The organism is Ruegeria sp. BF10 (genome assembly GCF_056538725.1).
In genome coordinates this window covers 757,896-774,894 of record NZ_JBQFTR010000001.1, presented here as the reverse complement: position 1 = coordinate 774,894, position 16,999 = coordinate 757,896, and the positions used below count along the sequence as shown (strand labels likewise).

The 16,999-nt window shown below is 59.1% G+C and carries 14 protein-coding genes; 4 read left to right on the top strand and 10 right to left on the bottom strand.

What is annotated here, in order from left to right:
* Positions 1–15 precede the first annotated feature (15 nt).
* Genes ACR0DJ_RS03910 through ACR0DJ_RS03900 form a run of 3 tightly spaced genes read right to left on the bottom strand, consistent with a single transcriptional unit; the run spans position 16 to position 4,218 of the window.
* Positions 16–1,182, bottom strand: coding sequence for a M20 aminoacylase family protein (locus ACR0DJ_RS03910; RefSeq protein WP_425078577.1), 1,167 nt, complete (start codon positions 1,180–1,182; stop codon positions 16–18).
* A gap of 40 nt (positions 1,183–1,222) precedes the next feature.
* The gene (gene argE, locus ACR0DJ_RS03905; RefSeq protein WP_480683942.1) at positions 1,223–2,392 is read right to left on the bottom strand and encodes an acetylornithine deacetylase; all 1,170 of its coding nucleotides are present in this window, start codon (positions 2,390–2,392) and stop codon (positions 1,223–1,225) included.
* A gap of 5 nt (positions 2,393–2,397) precedes the next feature.
* Positions 2,398–4,218: an ABC transporter ATP-binding protein gene (locus ACR0DJ_RS03900; RefSeq protein ID WP_480683941.1), complete on the bottom strand. Its 1,821-nt coding sequence runs from the start codon at positions 4,216–4,218 to the stop codon at positions 2,398–2,400.
* 285 nt (positions 4,219–4,503) lie between these two features.
* On the opposite strand from ACR0DJ_RS03900, the gene ACR0DJ_RS03895 reads away from it, so the two are divergent.
* The 3 genes from ACR0DJ_RS03895 (at position 4,504) to ACR0DJ_RS03885 (ending at position 8,285) form a co-directional block, all read left to right on the top strand.
* The gene (locus tag ACR0DJ_RS03895; protein WP_480683939.1) at positions 4,504–6,210 is read left to right on the top strand and encodes a peptide ABC transporter substrate-binding protein; all 1,707 of its coding nucleotides are present in this window, start codon (positions 4,504–4,506) and stop codon (positions 6,208–6,210) included.
* A gap of 94 nt (positions 6,211–6,304) precedes the next feature.
* A complete protein-coding gene (locus ACR0DJ_RS03890) occupies positions 6,305–7,312 on the top strand; it encodes an ABC transporter permease (RefSeq protein WP_170343754.1) in 1,008 nt (335 codons plus the stop codon).
* On the top strand, positions 7,305–8,285 hold the full coding sequence (locus ACR0DJ_RS03885; protein WP_425078581.1) for an ABC transporter permease: 981 nt from the start codon (positions 7,305–7,307) through the stop codon (positions 8,283–8,285). Before ACR0DJ_RS03890 ends, ACR0DJ_RS03885 begins: the two co-directional genes overlap by 8 nt.
* Before the next feature lies 1 nt (position 8,286).
* Here the strand turns inward: ACR0DJ_RS03885 and ACR0DJ_RS03880 are convergent, their stop codons facing one another.
* The 6 genes from ACR0DJ_RS03880 to ACR0DJ_RS03855 all read right to left on the bottom strand — a co-directional run bounded on the left by ACR0DJ_RS03880 (position 8,287) and on the right by ACR0DJ_RS03855 (position 15,019).
* Positions 8,287–9,429, bottom strand: coding sequence for an MFS transporter (locus ACR0DJ_RS03880; RefSeq protein WP_480683938.1), 1,143 nt, complete (start codon positions 9,427–9,429; stop codon positions 8,287–8,289).
* A 68-nt stretch (positions 9,430–9,497) separates the two neighbouring features.
* Positions 9,498–10,775 (bottom strand): DUF3422 family protein, encoded by a 1,278-nt coding sequence (locus tag ACR0DJ_RS03875; RefSeq protein WP_480683936.1) that lies wholly within the window; start codon positions 10,773–10,775, stop codon positions 9,498–9,500.
* Positions 10,776–10,882: 107 nt separating this feature from the next.
* Positions 10,883–11,239 (bottom strand): VOC family protein, encoded by a 357-nt coding sequence (locus tag ACR0DJ_RS03870; RefSeq protein WP_480683935.1) that lies wholly within the window; start codon positions 11,237–11,239, stop codon positions 10,883–10,885.
* A 161-nt stretch (positions 11,240–11,400) separates the two neighbouring features.
* Positions 11,401–12,855, bottom strand: coding sequence for an NAD(P)(+) transhydrogenase (Re/Si-specific) subunit beta (locus ACR0DJ_RS03865; protein WP_480683934.1), 1,455 nt, complete (start codon positions 12,853–12,855; stop codon positions 11,401–11,403).
* Between the two features lie 13 nt (positions 12,856–12,868).
* Positions 12,869–14,440 (bottom strand): Re/Si-specific NAD(P)(+) transhydrogenase subunit alpha, encoded by a 1,572-nt coding sequence (locus tag ACR0DJ_RS03860; protein WP_257599059.1) that lies wholly within the window; start codon positions 14,438–14,440, stop codon positions 12,869–12,871.
* Between the two features lie 129 nt (positions 14,441–14,569).
* A complete protein-coding gene (locus ACR0DJ_RS03855; protein WP_257599060.1) occupies positions 14,570–15,019 on the bottom strand; it encodes a methyltransferase family protein in 450 nt (149 codons plus the stop codon).
* Between the two features lie 174 nt (positions 15,020–15,193).
* On the opposite strand from ACR0DJ_RS03855, the gene kynU reads away from it, so the two are divergent.
* A complete protein-coding gene (gene kynU / locus ACR0DJ_RS03850; RefSeq protein ID WP_480683933.1) occupies positions 15,194–16,387 on the top strand; it encodes a kynureninase in 1,194 nt (397 codons plus the stop codon).
* Here the strand turns inward: kynU and ACR0DJ_RS03845 are convergent.
* On the bottom strand, positions 16,380–16,958 hold the full coding sequence (locus tag ACR0DJ_RS03845; protein ID WP_425078584.1) for a TetR/AcrR family transcriptional regulator: 579 nt from the start codon (positions 16,956–16,958) through the stop codon (positions 16,380–16,382). The genes kynU and ACR0DJ_RS03845 overlap by 8 nt on opposite strands.
* Between the last annotated feature and the right edge of the window lie 41 nt (positions 16,959–16,999).

The window sequence follows — 16,999 nt, the reverse complement described above, 5'->3', positions numbered from 1 at the left end:
GGCACTCTCCCTGATTTATACGACCGGCAATCGTCGTTCCACAATCTCGGCAAACCAACTGCAACCGGCGGGAATCGCGTCGTCGTCAAAGTTGTATTCCGGGTGATGGCACATGGCCGTGTCCCCGTTCCCGATAAAGATGTAAGCTCCGGGCCGTTCTTCAAGCATGTAGGCAAAATCTTCCGAGGGCATGATCGGATCAGTGCCGTCGTTGACCCTGCCCGCTACGGCCTCGGCCGCCTCGGCAGCGTACGCCGTCTCAGCCTCGGAGTTGACCGTAACCGGATAGCCGGGCGTCCAGACGACATCCGCCTTTGCGCCGAAGGCCGAGGCCGTATCCTCGGCGATCCTGCGCACGCGCTCTTCTGCAATCGCGCGGTATTCTGGGTCGAGTGTCCGGACGGTCCCCTGCAAACGGACGGTATGCGCGATCACGTTCGACGCGACGCTGTCCGTTTCGAACGTGCCCACAGTCAGCACCACGCGTTTGATCGGATCGACGTTGCGCGACACGACGGATTGCAACGACACAACGATATGCGAGGCTACCAGCGTGGTGTCTACCGCGTCATGCGGTGCAGCCGCGTGTCCGCCCTTGCCGGTGATCGTGATCTCGAATTCATCAGATGAGGCCAGCAATGCGCCGGGTCGGATCGCGAATTCGCCCACCGGCAAGCCCGGCATGTTGTGCATGCCATAGACCTCATCAATGCCCCAGCGGTCCATCAGACCATCCTGACACATGGCCAAGCCACCCGCGCCGCCTTCTTCTGCCGGCTGGAAAATCAGAACCACGGTGCCATCGAAGTTTCGCGTTTCGGCCAGGTACTGGGCGGCCCCAAGCAGCATCGAGGTATGCCCGTCATGCCCGCAGGCGTGCATCTTGCCCGATACGGTCGACGCATAATCCAACCCCGTCGCCTCTTCGATCGGCAATGCGTCCATATCTGCACGAAGTCCGATCACGCGCCCGGTCGTATCCTGCCGCCCCCGGATAACGGCCACGACACCGGTCTTGCCAATTCCCGGAGTGATCTCATCAACACCAAACTCCTTGAGGCGCTCGACAACGAAAGCAGCGGTTTCGTGCACGTCATACATCAATTCAGGATGCGCATGCAGATGGCGGCGCCACGCGGCAATATCGCCGTGCATTTCCGCAAGTCTGTTTTTGACAGGCATCTCAAGACCTTCCTCTGAACAATTGATGCTGTGTTGAATGCTACTCTGCGCCGAGCTTTTCAACCAGTCGTTGCATAAACTTGTGCCCCGCATCGAACTGCGCGATTGATATGAACTCGTTCGGCTGATGCGCCTGCGCGATATCGCCGGGGCCGCAGATCACGGCTGAATACCCGGCCTCCTGAAACTGCCCCGCCTCGGTCCCGTAGCTGACGACGTGGCTTGCGTTGTCCCCGGTCAGGGCGCGCACCAAAGCTTCGGCTTCTCCGTCCTGTTCAGGCACCAGCCCCGGGATCGCGAAATGCTCAGACAGTTCGATACGCGCATCGGCGTGAACGGCCTGCATACGTGCTTCGACCTGGCGAACCTGTTCGATATAGGCCTCGCGCCATTCAGCCTGCGTTTCGTCCGGCACCGTGCGGAAATCCATCATGAACTTGCAGTCTTTTGCAGTGATGTTGTGGGCTGTCCCGCCTTCGATCATGCCGACATGACAGGTGGTCCACGGCGGGTCAAAAACAGCCGCGATTTCGCTCGGCTCAGCGGCCATGCTCTCGGCGTTTCTATGATTTGCCCAATCGATCAAAGGCGCCGCCGCCATGATCGCATTCACGCCGGTATGCATGATCGAGCTGTGCACTTCGAACCCGACAATATGTGTATCAATGCCGAACCCGCCCTTGTGCCCCGTCACTGCCTGCATCATCGACGGCTCACCCACGATCACTGCCGATCCCTTGGGCAAAACCTGTTGCATTGCCTCAATCATGGGCGGCGCACCGGTGCATCCGACCTCTTCGTCAAAGCTGAGCGCAAGTTGCAGCGGCCGCTTTATTTCAGCGTAATGCGCTTCGACCAGGGCCCAGATCGCCAGGGCGTCAAACCCCTTCATGTCGCAGGTGCCGCGACCGAAGTATTTGCCGTCCTTCTCGGTCACCGTGAAAGGATCGGTATCCCACGGCTGACCGTCCACCGGCACGACATCCGTGTGGCCAGATAAAACCACCGCGCCTTCTTCCAGTGGACCCACATGCGCAAAGATCGCGGCCTTGTGCGGTTGATCCGGGTCCGGCCACCGATGGGGCGCGATTCCATGACCTTGCAGATATTCCTCGACCCAATCCACCAGCGGCAGATTGGTGTCGCGGCTTACGGTCGGAAATGAGATCAGCTTTGTCATGATCTCAAGCGGCGTCAGGCGTTTCGCCATTGGGGTCAATACCCGCTGTCGGTGGTCAGGATGAAGTGCCCTGCCTCAACCTCTTGATATTGCGAAGGTTCCGGCGTGTAGTCAGTGGGATGAATCGGAGAAGGGATCGGTTTGAAATTCAGATCCTTTTCCGATTTCCGCTTGTTCGGGTCCGCGATCGGAACCGCCTTCATCAGCGCCTGTGTATAGGGATGCTGCGGGTTCTCGAACACCCGCGCCCGGGGCCCAAGTTCGACAATACGACCCAGATACATGACCCCGACATAATGGCTGACCCTTTCAACCACGGCCATATCGTGACTGATGAACAGATAAGACAGGCCCAGTTCGGACTGCAATTCCATCATCAGGTTCAAAACCTGGGCCTGCACCGACACGTCGAGGGCCGAGACCGCCTCATCCGCGATGATCAGCTTGGGGTTCAGGGCCAGAGCCCGCGCGATGGCAATCCGTTGCCTCTGACCGCCCGACATTTCATGCGGGAACCGACGCATGAAGCTGCGCGGCAATTGCACCTTGTCGAACAATTGTGCCACGCGGTCCTGAAGCTCGGATCCCGACGCCACGCCATAGTTGCGCATCGGCTCGGCCACCTGATCGACCAGCTGCATCTGCGGGTTCAGCGATGCGAACGGGTCCTGGAAAATCATCTGCATGTCCAGCCGGGCCTTGCGCAAACCAGATGGGTCAAGCTTCATGATGTCGACACCGTCCAGATCAATCTCGCCCGCCAGAGGCTCAACCAGCCGCAGGATCGAGCGCCCAGCCGAAGACTTGCCGCACCCGGATTCGCCGACAAGGCTGAGCGTCTGACCTTTGTTCAGTGTGAACGAGACATCCTCGACCGCATGAACGTTCGAGATCGTGCGCCGCAAAAGCCCGCCCTTGACCGGGAACCGGGTCGTCAGGTTCTTGACGGTCAGCAGAACCTCTTCCGTACCCGGAATTGGTGCAATATTCTGCCCTTCGACCCCCAGCAGCTTCATCGGCTCGGGCGCAGATTTCCCCTGCATCTCGCCCAGTTTCGGCACTGCGGCCAGCAACGCCTTGGTATAGTCGTGCTGCGGGTTTTCAAAGATTTCCTTGACAGTGCCTTCTTCGACCTTGTTGCCGCGGTACATGACAACCACACGGTCAGCCATCTGTGCAACCACGGCCATATCGTGGGTGATGAACATCACCGCAGTTCCGGTTTCCCGCTTGAGGCGGTCCATCAAGGCCAGGATCTCGGCCTGAATGGTCACGTCCAGCGCTGTGGTGGGTTCGTCGGCGATCAACAGGCGCGGCTCGCAGGCCATCGCCATCGCAATGACGACGCGTTGGCGCATCCCGCCCGACAACTCGTGAGGATATTGTTTCAGACGCCGCTCAGGTTCAGGTATGCGAACCTGGCGCAACAATTCAAGCGCCCGCGCTTCTGCCTGCGCTTTCGTCATGTCCTTGTGGATACGCAGACCTTCGGTCAATTGGCGACCAACAGTGAAAACGGGGTTCAGCGCGGTCATCGGCTCTTGAAAGATCATCCCGATCTCGTTGCCGCGAATCTGCTTCATCAGATCCTGATCGGCCTTGGCCAGGTCCATTTTTTCGCCATCGCGACGATCAAACAGCAGTTCGCCGCCCGCGATTTCGCCGCCACCGAACTCGACCAGGCGCATCAAGGACAACGATGAAACCGACTTCCCCGAGCCCGATTCGCCAACGATACAAACGGTTTCGCCTGGCTTGACCTCGAACGAGACGTCCTCAACTCCAACAACGGGACCGTCCTTTGTCTGAAACTCCACCCGCAGTTTTTTGATTTGAGCAATAGGCTGATCCAGCACGTGCGCGCTCCCTTGACGACGTTGTTCTTGTTCTGAATGCCGAACGCTACGGCGGGCCACCGGGAAAAGTCAAACCCATTACACATTTTCGCGACGGCACCACTTGCATTTTTCTCAAGTTCTGTTTCGATACCCAGCGTAACCGCCTTGGGGAGGCAGCGCCGACGGAAACCGTTAGCGCTATTATCACGAATGATCAAAACCTTACCCCGAAGCGGCAACGCCAAACCCGCAGGCCTTGCGGAGATAATCGAGACACGAACGTGTCCAATTCGGGAGTGACTTATGAAAATCAAAACCCTTTTGCTAGGTGCGATCGCAAGCACGGCAATGGCCCCGATGGCCTTTGCCGAGCGCGGTTCGGACGGCAATGTCAGCATCATCTATTGGCAGGCCCCGTCGATCCTGAACCCGTTCCTGTCCGGCGGCACGAAAGACGTGGAATCAGCCTCGCTGGTGATCGAGCCGCTTGCCCGCTACGACCAGGACGGCAACATGGTGCCATATCTGGCGTCTGAAATCCCGACCGTGGAAAATGGCGGTGTCAGCGAAGATCTGACGTCGATCACATGGAAAATCGCGCCGGGAATCAAATGGTCGGACGGCACTCCGTTCACCGCTGCTGACGTGAAGTTCACCGCCGATTACTGCATGCACCCGGAAGGTGGCTGCGCGCAGGTGACCAAGTTCGAAGGCGTCACCTCAGTCGAGGCTGTTGATGACCTGACCGTCAAAGTCACTTTCGACGCACCGACCCCCTTCCCCTATGGTCCGTTCGTCGGCGGTGAAAGCCCGATCATTCAGGCCGCACAGTTCGCCGATTGCCTTGGTGCGAAAGCACCTGAATGCACCGACCAGAACTTCAACCCCATCGGCACCGGCCCCTTTGTCGTCACCGAGTTCAAACCGAACGACGTGATTACATTCAAGGCCAACGACAATTATCGTGACCCGAACAAACCGGCCTTTGCGACCGTGACCTTCAAAGGCGGCGGTGACGCGACAGCTGCTGGTCGTGCCGTCATGGAAACCGGTGAGTTTGATTATGCCTGGAACCTGCAACTGGCTCCGGAAGTGATCGCACAGATGCAGGAAGGCGGCAAAGGTACGCCGGTTGCAGGCTTCGGACCGCTGGTCGAGCGCATCATGCTGAACCAGACCAACCCGTCGCCCGAGCTGCCGGAAGGCGAGCGTTCGACGGCCAAGCACCCGCACCCGTTCCTGAAGGATCCGGCCGTTTACAAAGCCATGTCGATGGCCATCGACCGTCCGCTGCTGGTGGAAATCGGCTATGGTCAGGCTGGTAAAGTGACCTGCAACTGGGTTCCGGCCCCTGCCGCATTCAACTCGACCTCGATGACCTGCGACACGCAAGATATCGAAGGCGCCAAGAAACTGCTGGATGATGCCGGCATCGTCGACACCGATGGCGACGGCGTCCGCGAGAAGGACGGCGTTCCGCTGAAGATCGTCTATCAGACCTCGACCAACGCCGTCCGCCAGGACTTCCAGGCGCTGATCAAGGAATGGTGGAGCCAGATCGGCATTGAAACCGAACTGCGCAACATCAACGCATCGGTCTTCTTCGGTGGTGACCCGGGCTCGCCCGATACGTTCCAGAAGTTCTATGCCGACGTTGAAATGTACGCCAACACCTTCAACGGCACCGACCCGCAATCCTATCTGGGCAACGGCCTGTGCGACAAGGCACCGCGCCCCGAGACGCAGTGGCAGGGCGAGAACATCAGCCGCTTCTGCAACGAAGAGTTCGACAAGCTGCACGCTCAGCTGGCTGAAACCGCGGGTCTTGAGCAACGTGCCGAGATCGCGAAAAAGCTGAACGACATCATGGTTGAAAACGGTGGCATGATCCCGCTGGTTCACCGTGGTCGTCTGTCGGCGCACGCAAACACCCTGGGTGGCGTTGTCCTGAACGTTTGGGACAGCGAGCTGTGGAACATTGCGGACTGGTACCGCAAGACCGGTTCCTAAGCACTGACCTTGCAAAACCGCGCCCCGATCGTTATCGGGGCGCGGTCATTTGCATCCCACCCCAACAAGAAGACGCATATAAAGGCGCCTCTTAATGCTTAATTTCACAATCAGACGACTGGTGCTGGCCGTTCCAACGCTGCTGTTCATCAGCCTCGTCATCTTCCTGCTCCTCGAACTCGCACCCGGCGATCCGATGGCGCAGGTTCCGCTCACCGTTCCCCCCGAAGTCAAGGAAAAGATGCGCGAGGCGCTTGGCCTTGGCCAGCCGATGCATATCCGGTTCTGGAAGTGGATCGTGCAGTTCTTCTGGATCGAACCGCAGGTCCTGATCGACTCGATGTTCGGTACAACCTTTTCCGAAGGCGACCTGCGCGTGATATCCTGGCAGACCCGCTCGCCCGTCATGGACATCGTTGTTCAGCGTATCCCGCAGACTCTGTGGGTTGTCGGCACCGCCTATGTGGTCGCCATCCTGATCGCCCTGCCCATCGGCATCTATTCGGCCTATCGTCAGTATTCCTGGTTCGACCAGATGGGCACCTTCGTGTCGATGGTCGGCTTCTCGGTCCCTCCGTTTTTCTCGGGCGTTCTGGTGATCGTGATTTTCTCGGTCCAACTGGGCTGGTTCCCGTCGATCTATGACACCACGCATGTGGTCAACAGCTGGGACAGCTTCGTCGTGCAGCTGAAGCAGATGATCATGCCGGTCATGGTGCTGGCGTTGCAGATCACGGCACAGCTCAGCCGATTCATGCGCGCCTCGATGCTGGACAACCTCAATCAGGACTACGTCCGCACCGCGCGCGCCAAGGGGCTCAGCGAATACACCGTGGTCATGGTCCACGTCCTGAGGAACTCGATGATCCCGGTGGTCACGGTCATTGCACTGGGTATCCCGGCCATCTTCGGCGGCGCCATCATCACCGAGCAGGTTTTCAAGGTGAATGGTATCGGTCAGTTGCTGATCGGGGCCATCCAGGCCAATGACCTGCCGATGGTGCAAACCCTGACCTTCATCTTTGCCGTGCTGATCGTGCTGTTCAACCTGATCGCCGACGTCCTGTATGGCATTCTGGACCCGAGGATTCGCTATGACTGATCACGACAAATCAGACACGCTGATCCCCGACGAAGGTCTGGCCCCAGCATCCACCGCGCTGCCAACCGCTGATGTGATGGAGGAACTCACGACCCCGCCACGCAGCCAATGGCGCGATGTGTGGGATCAGTTCAAGACGCACAAGGGCGCAATGATCGGGGCGATCCTGTTCATCTTCATCGTAGCGGGCGTGTATCTGGGCCCCTACCTCTGGAGCATTGATCCGACGCAGATCGATATCCGGGCCCGCAATCAGGGGCCAAGCTGGGCGCACCCGTTCGGCACCGACCAACTGGGCCGGGATATTCTCGCCCGCATGATGTCGGGCGGTCAGACCTCGGTATCGGTGGGCATCACCGCGATGCTGCTGGCACTGTTTCTGGGATCGTTCATCGGCGTTCTGGCCGGGTTCTTCAAACGGCTGGATGGTCCGCTTATGCGTCTGACAGACCTGTTTCTGGCCCTGCCACTGCTGCCCTTGTTGCTGGTCATGATGCTGCTGTTCCGCGAGCCCCTGTCGGCCGCGTTCGGGCTGGAGCGCGGGATCTTCATCCTGATCGTCTGCGCCATCGGCATCACCTCGTGGATGCCCACGGCGCGGATCGTACGCGGTGACGTGCTGGCCATCAAAGAGCGTGAATTCGTATTGGCAGCCCGGTCCATCGGCACCAGCAACACTCAGATCATCACGCGGCATATCCTGCCGAACGTGTTGTCTCCGATCATGGTATCGGCGACGCTGGGCATTGCCACGGCCATCATCACCGAAAGCGCGTTGTCGTTCCTGGGTCTGGGCTTTCCGCCCGACTTCCCGACATGGGGTCGCTTGCTGTTCGACGGTGTCGATTATCTACAGCAATACCCCGAGCGTGTGTTCTGGCCGGGTCTGGCAATCTCGCTGACCGTTCTCAGCGTCAACTATCTGGGTGACGGTCTGCGCGACGCGCTGGATCCGCGCATCCGCGGTCGTTGAACTAAACCGAGCCGGCGCGCTTCAGCGCGCCGGCCAACAGCACGATCAGAACGGCCAATGGCAGCAGTACGGCAAAAGCCAAACGCAGGCCGAACAACTCCGCCAGAAGACCGATCAACGGCGGACCGATCAACAGCCCCCCATACCCCAATGTCGCTACACTTGCGATGGCTTGCCCCGGTGGCACATTCGGATCGCTGGCCGCCCGGCTGAATGCCAGCGGCATGATCACGGCATAGCCAATTCCCATCAAGGCAAACCCGACCAACGCTGTCAAAGGCGTCGCCGCAGAAACCACCGTAAAAACACCAAACGCGGCGCAAATACCGCCGAACCGGGCGGAAACGACCGGACCGAACCGGGTGATAACAACGGCACCTGCAAGTCGAAACGCCACCATGGTCACTGAAAACACCGCATAGCCCAGGGCAGCGACGCTTTCGGTCGCCCCCGTGATGTCACGCAGATATATCGCGCTCCAGTCCGCGACGGCCCCTTCGCCCAATGCTCCGCACAAGGCGGCTATGCCAACCAGTATCAGCGCGCCGGATGGCAAGGCGAAAACCGTACACTGAGGCCCTTTGGATCGGCGCGAGCTCCAGCTTACCCAGGATGACGCAAGCGCAAGGCCGACAACCACGCCGCCCGCCAGCAGGAAATGCACAAGAACCGTCAGCCCCATCTGAACCGCAACATACCCGCTGAGTGCGCCAAGACCGGCGCCAAGGCTCCACATTGCGTGGAACGAGGACATTACGGGTTTGTCATATGCCTGCTCTACCTCGGCGGCCCATGCATTCATCGCAACATCCATCGATCCGTGGAAGGCGCCAAAGACAAACAGGAACACAGCCAACCCCCAAAGCCCATCAGCCAGGGCAAGCAAGATCAGCGACCCAGTGTACAGAACTGCAATGATCCGGGTGATTGCAACAGCACCGAAACGATCCGTCAGCCGCCCGGTTATCGGGAAAGAGCAGACAGCCCCCGCCGCCATGAACAACAGGCCGAATCCCAGTGCCTCATGGGACAGTTCCAACCTGTCACGTATGGCGGGAATGCGTGACGCCCAGATTCCGAACAGGGCGCCATTCAGAATGAACATGGCAGCGACAGCGCGCCATGCTGCAACTACGCTTATCATATGACTCCCTCGCTCTGCGTGCCAAGTGCCCGTGTTCTACAGGCCAGACGAAACCTGGCAATTGCCGCTCAACCGAGCCGTTTGCGGATGCGTCGGACCGCGTACCACACCGCGACGACAACCGGGATCGTAACCGCCGCCGTCAGCATGCCCTTGCTGATGCCAGAGGCCGTCAACGGATACAAAAGATAGCTGACCAGCGAAACCGCATAATAGCTGATGGCGACCACGGAAAGCCCCTCGACCGTGTGTTGCAACCGCAATGCCAGATCGGCCCGACGGTCCATGCTTTCCAGCAACGCCTGGTTTTGCGCGCTGCGTTCCACATCCACCCTTGTCCGCAGCAACTCACCGGCGCGGATCGCCCGGTCCGACAAGGCCTGAAGGCGGCGTTCCGTGGATTTCACGGTGCGGATTGCAGGGTCATAGCGGCGCATCATGAAATCGGCGAAATTCTGTCCGCCTTCGAAACGTTCTTCTCGCAACACTTCGATTCGCTGGTTGACGATGGCCTCATACGCCCCGGTGGCACCGAACCGGAAAGAACATCGGGCCGACAGTGTTTCGAGCTCGATCGACGTTGCCAGCAAATCCTGCAACAGCACGTCAGGTTGCGCCGAGTTGTCGGTCATCTGCCCCATCAACCGGGTGAGTTGCCCATCCAGTTCCCCGATGCGCGGCATCAGTTGCTTGACGCGCGCGAAACCCAGCATCGACATCGCCTTGTACGTTTCGATTTCGCACAGGCGCTGAATAATGCGTCCCGTCCGGCGCCGTCCGGTGCCCTCGGCCACGAACAAGGCAAAGCGCATATGACCTGCCGGATCGATACGAAAGTCACTGGCGCAAATGGCGGCATCGTCCAATACTCTGGCCACGGCCAGGCTTTCCGGCTCGAACCAATCCAGCAGCCTTGACTTTACCACATCGTCACTTTCGCGTTCAACGACGCGCACCATCGCCGACGTTACCCTTTGCCCCGGGCTGGCCATCAGCCAATCAGGCGGAAAGACTTCAAAGTCGGCCGGGTTGAACGCGCGATCACTCACGTTCTGAGCGATCGCGGTGTAGGTCACGAATTCGGTATGCTGCTCCCACTTCAACCAGTGGCGACCAATCTGACCCGCGTAATGTGTTGCATCAGGCTGAGGATGCTGCGCGCCGTGGCGGTCCAGCAGGTCGATCAAATGAGCCAAATCCTCACGACGATCACGAGCGACCGCAGCCTCTGGTTTCTTGATCGCCAGAAAGACCACAGTACAGGGCATTGACGCGACCGGAAACGGTCGAGCATGCAATTCATTGGCCAGCGCATAGCGAAGGGGATGGTCATCTATCGGTGTCATTCAGGGCTCCGCCTCGTCACGCGCACTATACGCCACACAAACGAGACATCAATTCTCTTTTTATTTCATACACTTACAAGGATACAACGGTATACAACACCGCTATCTCATTGATTTGGCTGCCACAGCTCGATGGGGTTGCCTTCGGGATCAAGGATGCGGGCAAATTTTCCAACTTCGCTGTCCCAGTCAGGATTGGTTTCCACCGTGATTCCAGCCTGCTCAAGCTGCGCCGTCAGCGCGGCCAGATCATCGACACGAAAATTGATCATCCACTGCTGATCGGCCCGTCCGAAATACTCGGTGTCCTCAGCGAATGGCGCAAAGACCGTATAGCCTTCACGCTGCTTCCAGGGCACGGGGTCATAGTGATTGACGCCCAAGTGCTTCTCATACCAGGCGCTCAACGCCTTTGGGTCGCGGGCGCGAAAGAACACACCGCCGATACCGTTCACCTTCTCCATCTTCGACCTCCTGCCATCTTTGTCGGCACCCCAGACTACCACACTCCGCCTGCTTCATCTGGCTGGAAATATCCTGGGGGTTTGGGGGCAACGCCCCCATGCACATTCACAAAGAAAAGGGCGCCCAAAGGCGCCCTTTGCAATCTGATCCAACGCGACGATCAATCGATCATCGGCAGCAGCTTGTCCAGTGACTCCTTGGCGTCGCCGTAGAACATCCGGGTGTTCTCTTTGAAGAACAAAGGATTCTCGATACCCGAGTACCCGGTGCCCTGACCACGTTTCGAGACGAACACCTGCTTGGCTTTCCAACATTCCAGAACCGGCATGCCGGCGATGGGGCTGTTGGGGTCTTCCTGCGCCGCAGGGTTCACGATGTCGTTTGAACCGATGACGATGGCCACATCGGTGCCCGGAAAGTCATCGTTGATCTCATCCATTTCCAGAACGATATCATACGGCACCTTCGCTTCGGCCAGCAAAACGTTCATATGGCCCGGCAAGCGGCCCGCAACGGGGTGAATAGCGAAACGAACATTCTTGCCCTTGGCCCGCAGCTTGCGCACCAGTTCGGAAACCGATTGCTGCGCCTGTGCCACGGCCATGCCATAGCCCGGGATGATGATCACGCTGTCCGCGTCGTTCAGGGCCGCGGCCACACCGTCGGCCTCGATGGCGATCTGCTCGCCTTCAACGGCCATCTGTTCGCCCTGAGGTCCGCCAAAGCCGCCCAGGATCACGCTGACAAAGTGGCGGTTCATCGCCTTGCACATGATGTAGGACAGGATCGCACCCGACGAGCCCACCAGCGCACCAACCACGATCAGCAGGTCGTTGCCCAGCGAAAAACCGATCGCCGCGGCTGCCCAACCCGAGTAGCTGTTCAGCATCGACACAACCACCGGCATGTCGGCGCCTCCGATGCCCATGATCAGGTGATAGCCGATGAACAAAGCCGCCAGCGTCATCAGGATCAGCGGGAACAGGCCCCCTGTCGAAGTGTACCAGATCAGGCAGATCAGCGAGAGACCCGCCGCCGCCGCATTCAGTGCGTGGCCACCGGGCAGCTTTGTCGCTGCCGAGGTCACCTTGCCCGCCAGCTTGCCATAGGCGACGACCGACCCGGTAAAGGTGATCGCACCGATGAAGATGCCCAGGAACAGTTCCACGTGCAGGATAGCCAGCTCAGCCGGGGTTTTCTTGGCAATCAGCTTGGCAAAAGACCCCAGATCGGACAGGTCCGCCTGGCTGGCGCTGTCAGCAATGGCCATGACCTGCGCCACGTTGCCGATCTCGAAATGCGCATTGAAACCGACGAACACGGCCGCAAGACCGACCAGCGAGTGCATCGCCGCAACAAGCTGCGGCATCTCGGTCATCTGCACGCGCTGTGCAACATACTGGCCGATGAAACCACCGCCCGCGATCAGCAGCAGTGACAGCAACCACAGGCCCGAACCCGGGCCGACCAGCGTGGCGAAAACCGCCAGCGCCATGCCGACGATGCCATACCAGACCGCGCGCTTGGCACTTTCCTGGTTCGACAGACCGCCGAGCGAAAGGATGAAAAGGACAGCCGCAACAACATAGGCGGCAGTGGTGAAGCCATAATCCATGTGCCCGGCCTCCTTAAGATTTCTGGAACATGGCGAGCATGCGCCGGGTTACGAGGAAACCGCCGAAGATATTGATCCCGGCCATGAAGACGGACAGTGCCGCCAGCAGAATGACCAGGAACGACCCCGATCCGATCTGCATCAAAGCCCCGACGATGATGATCGACGAGATCGCGTTGGTGATCGCCATCAGCGGAGTGTGCAGGCTGTGCGCGACGTTCCAGATCACCTGGAAGCCCACAAAGATGGCCAGCACGAAGACGATGAAGTGCTGCATGAAACTGGCCGGAGCGATCAGCCCCACCAGCAGCATGAGCGCGCCACCGACACCCAGCAGGGTGAACTGCTGCTTGGTCTGCGCCTTGAAGGCCGCAATCTCCTGCGCCTTCTTCTCTTCCGGGGTCAGTTCCTTGACCTCGGGCTTCTTCTGCGCCGCGATCGCCTGCACCTTGGGTGGCGGCGGCGGGAAGGTGATCTCACCCTCATAGGTCACGGTCGCGCCACGGATCACGTCATCTTCCATGTCGTGATTGATCTGGCCGTCCTTGTTGGGTGTCAGGTCCGTCATCATGTGACGAATGTTGGTGGCGTACAAAGACGAAGACTGCGCCGCCATCCGGCTGGGGAAGTCGGTATAGCCGATGATGGTCACGCCATTGGGCGTCACGACCTTTTCGTCCGGCACGGTACCTTCGACGTTCCCGCCGCGCTCTGCCGCAAGATCAACGATGACCGAGCCCGGCTTCATTGCCTTGACCATATCTTCCAGCCACAGCTTTGGCGCCGGGCGGTTGGGGATCAGGGCCGTGGTGATGACGATGTCCATTTCCGGGGCCAGTTCGCGGAACTTGGCCAACTGCGCATTGCGGAACTCTTCTGACTGGACCGACGCATACCCACCGGTGGCCGCTCCATCCTGCTGTTCTTCTTCGAAATCCAGATAGACGAACTCCGCCCCCATCGATTCGACCTGCTCGGCCACCTCGGGGCGCACGTCGAACGCGTAGGTGATTGCACCCAGCGAGGTCGACGTCCCGATCGCAGCAAGCCCGGCAACACCGGCCCCGACGATCAGAACCTTTGCAGGCGGCACTTTACCTGCCGCAGTCACCTGACCGGTGAAGAAACGGCCAAAGTTGTTGCCGGCTTCGATCACCGCGCGATAGCCGGCAATATTGGCCATCGACGACAATGCGTCCATCTTCTGCGCGCGTGAAATACGCGGCACCATTTCCATGGCGATCACGTTTGCGCCCTTGGACTTGGCAAGTTCCATTCCTTCTTCGTTTCCGGCAGGATTGAAGAAGGAAATCAACGTCTTGCCCTTGGTCAGACGTTTCAGCTCCGTCTCGGTCGGGATACGAACCTTGGCGATGATATCTGCGGTCTTCCACAGCGATGCCGCGGTCTTGACAACCTCAACGCCCACAGCCTCATACGCCGCGTCCGAAAAACCGGCAGCAGCACCTGCGCCTTTTTCGATCAGGCACTCATAGCCCAGTTTTTGCAGTTGCACGGCCGAATCCGGAGTCATCGCGACCCGGTTTTCGCCGTCCAATATTTCCTTTGGCGTGCCTATCTTCACTGGCAGTCCCCCTAATTCTTAATCTGTCTGAGCGGGTGATCGGTATTCTTTGTTAAGCAAAGATGTATCCTGCGCAACATTATTTCGCAAGCGCAGCATTCCTGACGTGATGTCATTGCAGAATTCACCCTAGATCCAACGCCGTGTCTTGCGTTCATAACGCGCGAAGTCGGCGCGAAAGGTTCGACGCAGGCGATCTTCTTCCGGCAGGATGAACCGACGCTCCAACACCCAGACGAAGACTGGCACAAGAACCAGAGACAATACGGCGTCAAAACGAAGAATAAGACCTGCAAGGATCAGAACGTCGCCCACATAGATCGGATTGCGACTGCGCTTGTAGATGCCGGATTGCACCATCGACGATGGTGTTTCATGAGGAACAACAGTTGTCTTGTGACGGCGGAATTCGACCACCGCCAGGACAGCCATCAGGATTCCACCTCCGATCAACAGCCCGCTCAGAAGGTCCGTCAAACCGCCCTCAAGCGACAGGCCGAATTTCAGATACTTGCCCTGCAACCAGGCAAGCGCAGCAAAAGCAATCAGCCAAACCGGCGGCACGTCTATCCAGCGCATGCAGAGCCCTCATTGAGTGACGACAAGATCGAGTACATGTCGCATCTGAGCGATGTCCTACCGCTTTTGGGTCAAAATGGCAAAAGACCAGTATGTCGCATCGCATGGACTCACATTTGAGGATCGACTACCTCAAAAGCAATCACCGACGTTCACACAAGTTAGCGAGCCCTCATGACTGATTTTGCAGCAACCAAAGCCATGTTCGACCTGCCCGAGGGCGTCATCTATCTGGATGGCAATTCTCTGGGCCCGCTGCCGAAATCGGCAGGCGCGCGAGTACAAAGGATGCTGACCGAAGAATGGGGCCAGATGCTGATCACCGGATGGAACAAGGCAGGTTGGATGGGCCTGCCCACCGGGCTTGGTGACCGGATTGGCCGCCTGATCGGAGCAGAGCCCGGCAGCGTGGTGACCGGCGACACCTTGTCGATCAAGGTCTATCAGGCCCTGGCCTCGGCCCTTGAACTGAATCCGGATCGCAAAGTGGTTCTGTCGGATAACGGCAACTTTCCTTCGGACCTGTACATGGCGGATGGCCTGTTGCGGTCACTCGGCGACGACTACGAATTGCGGATTGTCGATCCCGAAGCCGTGGCCGACGCAATCACCGAAGAGGTCGCCGTTCTTATGCTGACCGAGGTGGATTACCGCTCGGGCCGGATGCACGGCATGAGGGCGCTGACCGAACTGGCGCATGCCGCCGGCGTAGTGACGGTGTGGGATCTGGCCCATTCCGCAGGGGCCATCCCCGTAGACCTTTCAGGATGCAACGCCGATTTCGCGGTCGGGTGTACGTACAAATACCTCAACGGGGGACCCGGCGCACCAGCCTTCATCTATGTCGCACCCAGATTGGCAGACAACACACGCCCCGCCCTGTCCGGATGGCTGGGGCACGAAGCACCCTTTGCCTTCGATCTCGACTACCGCCCCGGCAGCGGCATTGAGCGGATGCGGGTGGGAACACCGCCCATCATCCAGATGACGGCCTTGTCGGCCGCCATGGACATCTGGGATTTGGCGGACATGACCGACGTCCGCGCCAAATCTGTTGAACTGACCGAGCTTTTCATAGAACGCGTCGAGGCAACCTGCCCGGATCTGCAACTGGCCAGCCCCCGTGATCCGCAGCAGCGTGGCAGTCAGATCTCGTTCCGTTTCAAGGAAGGCTATGCCGCCATGCAGGCCCTGATCGCCCGTGGCGTGATCGGAGATTTTCGAGCACCCGACATAATGCGGTTCGGCTTTACACCTTTGTATATCGACGAAGGCGATGTTGAACGCGCCGTCGGGATTATGGCAGATATCATGCAGAACCGCCTGTGGGACACGCCCGAATACAAGATCCGTCAGCGCGTTACCTGACTTCGAGTCCGGCGCCGAAAAGGGCCGCGACCTGTGCGACCTGCCGTTCATAGACCTCGGCGCCGGCACCAATCAGCTTCAGCCCCTTGAGCGTGGCCGTGATCGTCCGACCGGTCTCTGCCGCGTCAGCCAGCAGGCGAACCCGGCCCGCCTTTTCCTGTTGCACCAGCCAGTCCGCATAAAGCGCGGCCAGCTTGGCCTCGCCCGCCGCGATGATTTCCCCGGACAGGGACTTTGTGTTGTCGAGTATCTCAAGCCCGTGGGGCGAGGCCAGAATTTTTGCCATCCCCTCGGTCTGCGCCTGAATCGCGCGGCTCAGAACCTCGGGCACCGAACCCTGGGTGGCCAGCGCTTCGGCCACCGCAACGCTCTTTTCGGCATAATACAGCTCGGTCAGTTTGCTGACGATCGCCTCTTTGTTCTTGTAATGCAGATACACCGCCGGCCGGGACATCCCCGCGCCGCGCGCGATGTCGTCCATCGAGGTCTTTCGGTATCCATAAGTGGAAAACGCCTGAAACGCCGAGTTCAGGATCGCCTGTTGCCGTGAGCCGTCACCATTGTCTTTCATATCCGAAGCCCTGACATTTTTTGTCCAATTTGTCAATTGAC